The following is an 11,599-nucleotide window of genomic DNA, read 5'->3' as shown; positions in this document are numbered from 1 at the left end:
GGTTGGTTAAAGAGCCGGATTCGCAAACACCTCCCTCATGCTGACGGCTTACGAGCCGCTATCGAAGTCGTGCTCAAGCAAGCCGCGTCCTAACCCAAATGACCACAGCTATAACAGGCTTAATAGGTCTTAGTCTATGGAGTTTTTTTGATAGCACTTTGTCAATTGATCAATAGAATAAATATTAATGTAAATTATCGATTATCGGTTGAGTCTTTTGGAGTCAATTTGCTGGATTTTTTGAACACAATCTCGAATTGACAAATACTTCATCTCTATCCAATTCTGTACTGAAAAACACTGTCTATAAACTTAACCACCCAAAAACCTGCTCAGCAGTCAGTGAAAGTGGAATCTCACTGAGGATAGGCAAGAGCCGATCGCCGTTTAAAATCTGCACCCGTTGACCAGCCGCCACTGTCAAAATGCTATCCACCTCTGGGTCAATCAACCAACCGATTTCAGTGCCGTGCTCAGAGCAGTAGAGCAGCTTTTCTAGCACCTTCGTTTGACTCTGCTCGGGCGACAAAATTTCGATCGCCCAGTCAGGGTGCAGCTCAAACCGATTTGCCACCCGCCCCGATGGCTGCCGGGGAATGCGCCCCCACCGAAACACCGTCACATCGGGCACGATCGCATTGCCGCCAAACACACAGCGCAGCTCTGGAAAGGCATAGGCAATCTGTTGAGATTTGGCGATCTGATTAATGCGATCACATAGCTCGCCCTGTAAGGTACTGTGCTCACCTTGCGGCATAGGCTTTTGAACCACCTCTCCCTGAAAAAATTCTGAAGCTGGTTTAGTTTCTGGACGCTGCAAGAACTGCTCCAGCGTTAAGGATTTAGTCAGTACCATGGGCCACATTCTCCCGTCGTATTGCCATCACACGCCTTAGTCTGCTATCACCGCTTTGCTGTGGCTACCGCCATGGAGGTACCTCGTTGAGAACCCAGCAGTTTCTCTAATTCTGCCAGTTCCGTCGTCATCATATGCTCTAGCTTTAGCAGGCGATCCATCGTCACCTGGCGCAGCAAAGGAGAAAACCAAGAGCAGTAGTCACTCCTTACAAGCCGCCCTCACCTGCTCGTTACCGACGAAGACGTTGATCGGCAGCTGCCTGAGTTTGGCCGCAGCCAGAAGAGCTTGCTCAATGCCTACGTTGAGAGCCTGCGCCAGGTCGATCAGCGCCAGCAAGAGCTAGAAGAAAGCGTCGGCAATGCGATCGCCCTCAGCGATCCCCTCGATGCTATTTTAGATGCCGCCCGTAGCTGCTACCGGCGGCTGACCGAAAAAGTTCAGGCGCTATTTACTCGGCCGCTCGAACCCAGCGGTTAGCCCCCAGCGGGCGTCTAACCAACACAGAAGTCTTCAAGCGGTTTCTGGCCCCCGACTCAGCGAGAAAGGGCAGCCGCCTGACCTATCTTCCGCGCAAATTGACTTCTGAAAGCGTTAATTTGAGTGCTTTTGATGAGCCTGAGGTCACAATCAACCACCCTGGACAGGGGAGGTTGAAGAAAATCCTAATGAGCACTATCAGCGCTGGCTGTAAGAAATGAGCGAGTTGAAAGGTAAGACCATAGCCTTCTATGGCTTTCTAGACGACAAGAGTGTGTCACCAGTAGCTTGACGACACAAATGTGTCCCGATGACAGCAATATGACTTTGACGGCATCATTGTGTCTCTGGTGACAAACAATGTGTCTGTTGCGCGACATTTTATATGTCTGCCTGTCATTTTATTTGTCAATCTGCATTGACGCCTGAAACCCTTTTGTGACATAGGTTTCAGGCGCTCAATGCTTTTTGGGACTACAGATTGCCTCAGCGACATTTTATGCGTCGATTCTCGATGATGTCGACAATTTGAATGTCATTTCTCGATAAGCTGGAATGCCCCAATTCTTCTGACTTCTAGGAGAGATGGCAGGCAAGATAAACGACAAATTAGATGACCTGAATTAAGAAAATAGAGTTAAGATTAGTTCAAGTGAACTATATCCTTCGTGCTATGTCTTCTCAGGACTTGCATAAAACTGATACTAACCAGCTCTTTGATGGCTTGAATGACAGTGAGTTCGAAAATGACACGGGCTTTGGCTTACTTGCTGAGACAAGCCATACTCAGGAGTCAGAGGAAGACGAGGCGGTAGAGTTTATTGACCAGCGTTATGCGGAAGATGATGACTACAGGTTGTCAGGCAATGAGCGGCTTAAACTGGAGATATTTCGAGACTTGCGGAAACCCTGCAATAAGCGCGAATACAGTCAGAAACTGAAGGACGCCTCAACACGCTTAGGTAAATCTGTTAGGCAGGTCAGGAGAGACTTTGAAAAGTGGAAACTACATGGCCCAGCTTCTCTAATACCTGCACCTAGAGCTGACAAGGGACATCCCCGCAAGAATAAAAAATATTGGCATGAACGAACGGTCAAAATATACAAGGCTGGCAATAAAGGCAAGAACTCCTTACCACGACACAAAGTTGTTGAAAGGATAGAGACTAGAGCATATGAACTTTCCAAGCTAGAGCTAAAACCAGAAATTTCAGAACTTGAGAAAAAAGGGTTGGTAGGAGAAGATTTAGACAAAGAGATTGGTGCTTTAATTCAGAGCCGAGAGAAAGGAGAGGGGTTTCGCCATTGGAAGGAATATGGCAAACCTCCTAGCAGACGTACTATAGAACGGTGGCTCAAACCTTTGGAAGAAGAGAAATATATTGCCAAGACAAGCCGTAGTCCCGGATGGCATAGTTCAAAACTTGTGCTTAGACCAAAAAGTGGTAGAGAACTTGAAATTCAATATAGCAATCAAGTTTGGCAAGTTGATCATACAAAAGCAGATATACTACTCGTTGATAAAGAAGGCGTTGAAATTAGCAGACCATTTTTAACAACGGTAATAGATACGCATTCCAGGTGTATAGTCGGTTTTCGACTAGGATTTAGTGCTCCGAGTGCACAAGTTGTTGCTCTAGCTCTTCGAGATGCATTTCTTCCTAAAAGCTATGGACCCGAGTACCAACTGAGAAGTAGATGGCCATGCTACGGTGTCCCTGCTTACCTGTTTACAGACAACGGAAGTGACTTCAAATCCAATCACGTTACTGAGTGGATTGCTGACCAAGTAGGTTTTGAAACGGAATTCAGGTCGAGGCCGTCTGAGGGGGGTATTGTCGAAAGACCGTTTAGAACGATGAGTCAGCTTCTCTCAGATGTTGAGGGTTTTGTTGGGGCTAATGTTCTAGAGAGACCGAAAAATGCAGAAGCGCGAGCTTGTCTTACTCTCTCAGAACTGGAATGGCTTTTGGTAGGATATATCGTAGATAACTATAACCAGAAACCAGATTCTAGAACTCAGTCAAATCCTTTCGTGGCTACTCAAAGCCGTGTTGAGCGATGGCAGAAGGATTTAATATCTCCTCCTGTACTCATAAAAGAACGTGAGTTAGATATTTGCTTAATGAAAGCTGAGGAAAGGGTAGTCAAAGACAATGGTTACTTGCGTTTTGCCAATCTTATGTATAAAGGGGAAAACCTAGGTGCCTATAGTGGTCATACAGTCATTTTACGATTTGATCCGAGAGACATCACTATGGTTATGGTCTATGACCGAAATAACAACCGCGAGAAGTTTCTCGGTCGAGCTTATGCAATGGGATTGGAGGCAGAAAAACTTTCCTTAGAAGATGTCAAGAAGGCTAGCGATGATTCTAAGAAACGTGGTAAAGGTATCAACAATGTTACCGTTTTAGAAGAGGCCGTTCGAAGAAGAGAATTCTTAAATAGCAAAGCAAAGAAAACTAAGTCAGAAAGAAGAAAGCTAGAACAAGAAAAATTTGATACTTTACCTAGCTGGCATGAGGAAGAAAAGCCTAGTGTGGTTGAGTCTCTACCTTTGGAGGAAAAAGGCTCAGAAGAACCCGTTGAAAAAATTGACTATGATTTAATGCGTCAGGAGCTTGGGATATAAATGCTTTCTGAAGAAAAGCTACAAGCTGAGATCAAACGTCTGAGAAACCCTGAGATCTTGAAACTTAAGCAGGTTGGAGACTACTGTACTTGGCTCGACCGTAGACGCAAGCTACGTAAGCCAGGAAGAGTAGTAGGAGATACAGGGCTAGGTAAAACCTCTGCATCTATTTTTTATGCTTTTCAAAATAGATCACAAAAAAGACCCAATAGCCACCCTAAAATTCCTGTTCTTTACATCGAGCTGACCGGCAGTTCATGCAGCTCTTCTGTCCTTTTTGATCGAATCGCTACAAGCTTGAAACCTAAAGTCATTAGCGGCAGTGTAAATCAGCAGAGGAAAATTGTTTGGAACTACCTCCAACAGTCTCAGGTTGAAATGCTCATTATAGATGAGGCTCATAGACTTCAGTTTCAAACTTTAGACGATATTCGGGATTTAGAGAAAAATGCTGGAGTCTTACCCATACTTGTGGGAACAAGCAGCCGACTAGATACATTAATAAGTAAGAATGAGCAGGTTATCAGCAGATTTGCTTGTCATTTTAACTTCGAACGCTTAGAAGGTGGGAATTTCAATAAAGCCGTTAGAACGTGGGAAAATGACATACTAAAACTTCCCGAACCTTCTAACCTAGACAAAGATCAACAAGTCATAACCCTACTTCAAGAAAAGACTCGTGGACAAATTCGACTGCTAGATCAAATACTTCGAGATGCTGCAGTTTATGCTTTGGAAAGCGGAAAGTCTAAAGTAGATTTAGGAACTCTTAAAGAAATTGAGGGAGATTACTATCTGGTAGGTGCTTAGGGGCATAGCGATGAATGAGGATTCAGGCCTATATGATTTCGACCCTTGGTGTATCGCTCTTGAACCCTTTGAGGGAGAAAGCATTAGCCATTATCTTGGCAGAGTGGAAAGGGCTAACGAATGGACTTCCTATCTAGTAGGTAAAGCCGCCGGGATTGGTTCAGTCATAGCACGTTGGAAACGTTTTCATCTAAATCCTTTTCCAACTCAAGTTCAGCTAGAAGCTTTAGCTCATATTCTAGAAATTTCCCCAGATAGGTTGAGTGAGATGCTGCCTAAGCTTGGAGAATCCATGAAGCCTAAGCCGATTAGGCTTTGTGGAGCTTGTTTTGCAGAAGTGCCATGTCACAAAATTGAGTGGCAGTATCAATCCGTCTGGAAGTGTGATCGTCATAATCTCAAACTCCTCTCGAAGTGTCCTAACTGCGAGGCAATGTTCAAAATCCCGGCCCTTTGGGAGCATGGAAGATGCAGTCGATGCCATATGCTATTTAAGCAGATGCAGGACTTTCAGAAGGCGGGATAAATCATCAATGACTAATAAGGACTAACTGTGGCACTGAGAGTAAGTTATGACCAGATAAGTAGTCTCTATTATTTTATAAAGATCTAATGAATCCCTTTGTAGAAAATCCATTCCCTTGTCTAGTAAAACTCTGCATGCTGCTCCAGATTTGTAGGTGATTTCAAGCTCTCGGCGATGGGGAAAGGGAGGAGAGTGGCGTCGGGTATAAGGCTGCATCTTCAATTGGCAATTGCTTAAATAGTTCTTAAAAGCAGCTTCAACACCTGCACGACGGGTTTTGTCTCTATCGCTATGCTCGTTATAAGTTTCCTGAATGTGCACTTTTATTTGGAAATCACCTGATACCCCCGATGTCAGAAGTTGAGCTAGCACCGATGCCCCTGTTTTATCCAGATATCGATCGCTATACTGAGCACTGCTGATTTCGCCTTTAGCCAGGATTGCCTTAAACCCTAATCGATTTTGGAGTTCTGCCAAATCCAACTGACCCCAGTTAGTTTCGGGGAAAATAACTTCGGTCTGTGGGTCATCTAGATCTGCAGCAGAGACCTTAGAAGCCTTCTGCTGTAACTCTTTCAAGTTCTGTAAAACGGTTTCTACGCCTCTCTGGCTGCGGGCCTGGAACCATTCAATCGGTTCGCCCGTTTCAGATAAACGCATCTGGAGGGCAACGCGGTTAGATGACTGGCTGCTAATACAAAGCGTAGGCTGCATACTAGAGTCCTTTTGGCTCAGCACTACTAAGCTCTGGTCAATCCACTGGGATAGCCGCTTTCGTAAAACTCTGACCTCATCAGCGGGCATTTTCCCTGGTTCTTGTCTCAAGTCTTGTTCAGGGACTTTGCCTACCACTAGATTGAGTTGACTGTTCTGTTTCGCTAGAGATCGCACAAATTGGGTCAGCAGTCCGAGGGTAAATGGATTTGCAATTTCAGGTAGATACAGAATGGTTTCGGCACGGGCGTTGTCACAGTAGCCGGGTAAACGCTCGGCTATAGCTGCTAGAGGCATTCGATTCGCATCTGGGGCAAAGGCTTGAAGATCAGGGTCAGGGTTGACCTGTTCTACCAAGAAACGTAAAAACTCAGCAACTGGGCGACGATCCAACTCGTGGTGAAAAGCCTGATTAGTATAGGTGCGAAGGCAGTCATAGCAGCTGCTACTGCATCCGCAAGATTCCACTAGCTGATAGGCCCGTTGGAGAATCTCTTCAAACTGAGCAGCAATTCTCTGGCTGTAGCCAGCTCCCCCTGGTACGTTGTCGTAGATAACGATTTCAGCCACGCCCAAACCCTCGTTATCCGGCGGTCTGAATAATCCGTCCAACTCTGCCCTGGGTACATCGATGACCTGGGCGGCGGCGGCTAACAGGGCGTAGGTAAGCGACCGCCAGAACCCCGCACCACCTGATGGGGACGTGACGACGGATTCATCGATGTCTGACTGGATCCTGTTTCCAGAATTGAGGTGAATCACATCTTCAAACAAGGGAGGCGGATTGGTTCTGCGAGTAAATCGGATCTTGAGTAAGTCACTGGAGAACTCATGCCCCAGGTGAACTCGCTGGTACCAGCCCGCACAGATTTTGCCGGTGACGGGATGGGTGTGCTCCCTCTGTCCCTTACGACGATTAACGTGGGTTTTGGGCAAGCCGTCACTCAAATCTCTGCCACAACGCTCACAAAGGGCAAATCCTAAGTTTCTAAAGCCCCGACCCCCTTGGTTTGCCAGGAAGAACTCACCTCCACGGCTCAATTTCAGTTCGTACAGCTCATGGGGAACGATGTCGATCTGTTCCCCCGCCTGGGCCAGAAAGACCTGGGACGTAGGCTGTCGTAGGGGCTTAAGGTAGGGGGTAACCATTGGCGTCACGCTCCAATCAGTCGTAAATGACTTGGGTACTTTGTAAAATCGGCTGCTCTGTTCCATGCCTTTGACGGGCTTATGGCAGGTAGGGCAGGCGTCATGCTGAAACTCTTGCGCCCTAGACTCAAAGAAGTTGCAGTGGGGGCAAACCCAGTAATACCGACTGTCGAGGTTATCGGGCCGCAGAATGCCAACGCTGGTGTGTACTCGGTCATCCACCACAATGTCTTGGCCAGGGGCGTATTCTGCCAAGGCCATGCGCCGATCCCGTTGGAGACGATGTTTTCCTTGGGTAGAGTAAGATTGTCCCCGGCTGTCTTGAGTCAGCAGTTGAACGACATCGATAGGAAAGCCATAAATGGGGAGAATGCTGGCTTTGGCCAATTCTTCATGCAGTTGTCGCTTTTGAATTTTGCGAAGTTCATCTTCGATGCGATCGCGCTTCACCTCTAATGCCCGACGCACTTTAGAATTGGTTTCCCCAAGAATATCGGTTTTAAGGGTAGTGAGCAGCTCCGCCAGCCCATTCCAGTCTTTGAGCTGCTCCACTTGAAAGTCATCAAGCTCCCTACGGAAATCATCCAAAGTCCCTTCAACCGTTTGCGGGCTATCCAACAGTTGTAGCCAACCTGCCAAGAGTTGTCGGGCAGGTTGGCTGCTTAACCACTCCTGGAACTGGACATTAAGAGCACTGCTTGATAGCGCAGTGATGGGTTGAAAGGCATTGTTGCTTTCTTCATCAGGTAGATCTAGGAAGGCACCGATTTTGACATGTTCGGCCCCCGTTTGGCATTCAGATCTTAGAAACTTAGCCAAAAGCTCTGCTCGCAGATGGCGCTGCTGAATTTGAAAATTACCCGTATCTAGCCGAGGCACTTGATTACGGCCATTGATCAACTCAGCAGGTTGGTCAAAATAATAACGATCATGGGGGCGACGCTGACCGTACATGAGGCTAATGGCCACCCCATCGGTGCGGCGACCTGCCCGCCCGGCCCGTTGTTGGTAGTTGCTCACATGGGGCGGGAAGTTACGCATTGCCACGGCCTGCAATTCTCCAATGTCAACCCCCATTTCAAGTGTGGTTGAACAACTTAGGAGATTAATTTTGCCTTGTCGAAAGCGGCTTTCCCGATGGGCCAGTTCCCCAGTGCCCAGTTGGGCAGTATGCTCCTGGGCGCGGAGGGGAATAATCTCTCGGTTTTGAATGATGTGGCGGTAGTGATGTTCCTCAAAGGTCGACGCCTTCGTTGAAGCGGTACCCCAGGGTTGTAGCTGCCCTCCACAGCGGGACGCCAGGCAGTGATCTAACGCTAGATCAGAAAATTGTCGAACCTCAGTCAGGCCTGGTACATGAAAGGTCTGTTGGCAGGAATCGCACTGATACCAGTCTGTCTGGGTCTGGTACAAAGAAAACAGTTCCCAATTCAGCTGCCGACCATCTCCAAACCCCTTGAGATAGCCTTGGCGTTTTAGCTCATCAAATAACCACAGCAAGTTTTCCTCAGCGGGAAAATTGCCTTTGAAAAAATTGAAGTAGAACGAAACAATCTGATTTTGAACTTTGGTTGGCTGCCCCTGCTTAGTTTTTCGCCAGAGAAAGCCAAGGGCATCAGGTGAGTCATTTGGATCGCGTCTGAGTTTTATGTATCGTTTCGAACGACCCTGGGGACTCAGTCGAGCGGGTTGGCCACCTTCAACCCCTCCCGTCTCAGGGAAGTAACGAGATGCCCCTTCCAGATCAGTGGCCCCTAGCAACCGGATAATGTTGGTCAGACCAGTTAGGAAAATTTTGGCTTCAGCCTCGTCTATCCCAAACTTTTGTGCGGTTTCCGCCACCAGGGTTAGATCGTCGTCCCAATCGATATAGCAGGCTAGCAATCCTAGAGCCTCGATAGAAAACCGCTTGGCGGAGGGCAACCCAAACTCACGAAGCATAAGTTCTTTGGCCCGACTACGAGCTCGATTTTCGCAATCCCGTTTATTTTGGGTTTCCTCATTGACAGGATCTTTGGCTACATAACTACGATGGTGAAAGTCTGCTAGGCGGTCAGGATGGGGAATAGAGATTGCTAAAAAACAACGAACTAATTCTTCCTGAACTTCAGTGACTGAGGCGCTGCCATCTTGCTGGACTTCGTCAAAAGCCTGCCAAACCACCTGTCGGTAAAGGGTCTCGGTGTGAGTTCGTTGAAAATCCGATGCAAAGAAAGAGGCATCTTGACGACCATCTGAGAAGGTTAAGAGCTTACGCTGGCTGAAGGTACCATTAGCTTCCCCAGGTTCTGGCAATAGCTCAAATAGACTGTCGAGCATCACCTCCAGCGGAGCATCGGTATAGGAAATAAACCGCCCAATGGCTGACATTTGCGATCGCCCCGCACTACAAGCAGGGCATTTAGTTAAATAACCTCCCTCTAGGTTCTTAGCTTTGGGGGGTATGTGCCAGTGCAATCTATATGTGTTTTCAGCCTGGGAGGATGCCTCCGGGGTACTGTTGCTAGCACCACCAAGCCACCCATCGGTGTGGTTGCCCTGAATCAAGAAACTGCCGATCAGAGCATTTTCAGAATTTTCGCTGTCCTCTGTGACCTCTTCGCCCTCATCGTCAGTAACGCTGTCTAGTGCTCCTGAGGTCAAAACATAGATGCGATCACTATTTTCAGCCGCTTCTAACGCACGAGGAACCGGCAGTAGTTCTTTTTGGTAACCTTGAAAGGCCAGCGCATAACCTTGCCCACATTTACGACAGCTAGAGAGTTCCAGCACGGGAGCATGGCACGCATCACACTCAGTCTTGCTGCTGAGGAATAACTTGCCGTAGCGGTGAGGGCGATCCTTAAACCGCTCATCGGTTATGGCCCCAGGACAATCTGGATTAATGCAGGCGTGCAACCCTTCTACACTGCGAAACAGCAGATGAAGCCTAACAGGCAAGAGCGGTAAATCTTCTGGATCCAAACGGGCCAAGGTGCCCAATTGCACTAAGTGGGCCAGAGCCTGTTCCACCCTGGTTTCCTCTTGAGCATCTAGACTGCCATCCAAATGAGTGGGAAGCAGCCAAAGGTGGGGCGATCGTGCCAGCCAGTTCCAAGGCTTTGGCCCCTGACTGAGTAAATTGATCAAGCGGTGGACTATCGGATGACCTTTCAGGGCAAACCAAAGGAACTGATGGGCATCACCCTCAGCATTCTGCTCAGCCTGTTGTAAGACATCGTAGGGCGCTAAGTAGCTCAGACAGTCTTTCCAGTTTTCTAGGGAGTCTTCAAGGGCCGGTAACTCCAGATCGCATAGGAGTTCGTACAGATCTTCTTCGGCGAGCCCTTCTGGTAAGGCGTAGGCATCGCCCAGCCGTTCTGCAACGGTGACCCGGTCTCCCCAAATGACTTGCCCAAAGGGCTCGCCAAAGAGTTCTTCGGCAAAGCCAGTGATTTGGTCAAAGGCTGCTGCGTCATTGCGATCTCCTAAGGTGGCACTGGTGGCGATGCAGCGGATTTGCCCCTTTGCCTTCAATCCTATAGCGGCTTTAAACCGCTTGAGCAGCATGGAAACTTCAGCACCAGTGGATCCGCTATAGGTGTGAGCTTCGTCAACCACCAGCATTTTGAAGTTGGGCGATCGCTCAAAAATTTGCTCGCGCTCCACCGGGCGAATCAGCATGTGCTCCAACATGGAATAGTTGGTCACCAGAATCTGGGGTGGATTTTCCCAAATTTCCCTGCGAGAGATGGCTTGAATACGCTGGACTCGTTCGACTACGGCTGCGATCAGATCATCCAAACGACAGCGCTTCATCGCCTCTCGCTGGCCCTCTGGCAGCAATTTCAGCAGTTCTTCTCGCTCGGTGGCCTGCAATTCTTCTTTCAGGGCAGATAATGCCTGGGCTGGCTCAGTTTGTGTGCGGCTGGTGTAAAACCCAAAGCGGATTAGTTCCTGGTCATCGCTCTGTTGGGAAAGCAGCTGCCGCAGGCGTTTTACCTGGTCGTTAACTAGCGCATTCATAGGGTACAAAATGAGAGCTTGTACCCCTGGGGCATGTTCTTTCAAAAGGCGATCCAACATAGGAATCAGGAAACACTCTGTTTTCCCGGAACCCGTGCCGGTGGCGACCACAATGTTTTGGTGTTCTCCTACCACCTTCTCAATGGCTTGCTCCTGGTGCTGGTAGAGGAATCGAGTAGGGTTAAACAGTTTTGTTAGTTCGGGGTGCAGTAACCCATCGTCCACCAGGGTCTTGATGGAACAGGTGGACCTATAAGGCTGTGCCCCTTCTAGGTAAGGCTGCTGATAAATATTGCCGGGTGCTTCAAGCAGCTTCCTAAACCCAAGACGAAGATGAGGATCGCGCAATGGGTAGGCTGTCAGCAGGTAGCGAATTAGATCCTCACGGGGGGTTTGTGCCGCCTCTACTGGATTCAGATACATG

General features: G+C 48.2%; 6 protein-coding genes. 4 read left to right on the top strand and 2 right to left on the bottom strand.

The window, feature by feature from the left end; translation table 11 throughout:
• Positions 1-304: 304 nt before the first annotated feature.
• Positions 305-856 carry a Uma2 family endonuclease gene (locus H6F57_RS19075; RefSeq protein ID WP_190626310.1) on the bottom strand — a complete coding sequence of 184 codons (552 nt, stop codon included), beginning with the start codon at positions 854-856 and terminating at the stop codon, positions 305-307.
• A 288-nt stretch (positions 857-1,144) separates the two neighbouring features.
• On the opposite strand from H6F57_RS19075, the gene H6F57_RS19070 reads away from it, so the two are divergent.
• The 4 genes from H6F57_RS19070 (at position 1,145) to H6F57_RS19055 (ending at position 5,307) form a co-directional block, all read left to right on the top strand.
• Positions 1,145-1,336 (top strand): hypothetical protein, encoded by a 192-nt coding sequence (locus H6F57_RS19070; protein ID WP_190626309.1) that lies wholly within the window; start codon positions 1,145-1,147, stop codon positions 1,334-1,336.
• A gap of 673 nt (positions 1,337-2,009) precedes the next feature.
• Positions 2,010-3,971, top strand: a complete 1,962-nt coding sequence (locus H6F57_RS19065) for a Mu transposase C-terminal domain-containing protein (protein WP_190626308.1) — start codon at positions 2,010-2,012, stop codon at positions 3,969-3,971.
• Positions 3,972-4,781 carry a TniB family NTP-binding protein gene (locus tag H6F57_RS19060; protein WP_190626307.1) on the top strand — a complete coding sequence of 270 codons (810 nt, stop codon included), beginning with the start codon at positions 3,972-3,974 and terminating at the stop codon, positions 4,779-4,781.
• 10 nt (positions 4,782-4,791) lie between these two features.
• Entirely contained in the window at positions 4,792-5,307 is a 516-nt protein-coding gene (locus H6F57_RS19055; RefSeq protein WP_190626306.1) for a TniQ family protein, read from the top strand.
• Between the two features lie 21 nt (positions 5,308-5,328).
• Here the strand turns inward: H6F57_RS19055 and H6F57_RS19050 are convergent, their stop codons facing one another.
• Complete coding sequence (locus tag H6F57_RS19050) at positions 5,329-11,598, bottom strand: DEAD/DEAH box helicase (RefSeq protein ID WP_190626305.1); 6,270 nt, start codon at positions 11,596-11,598, stop codon at positions 5,329-5,331.
• Between the last annotated feature and the right edge of the window lies 1 nt (position 11,599).

The sequence above is a fragment of the Leptolyngbya sp. FACHB-60 genome (genome assembly GCF_014695775.1).
GTDB lineage: Bacteria > Cyanobacteriota > Cyanobacteriia > Phormidesmidales > Phormidesmidaceae > Nodosilinea.
Note: the sequence above shows the minus strand (reverse complement) of the source record. Positions and strands in the feature narration are given on the sequence as shown.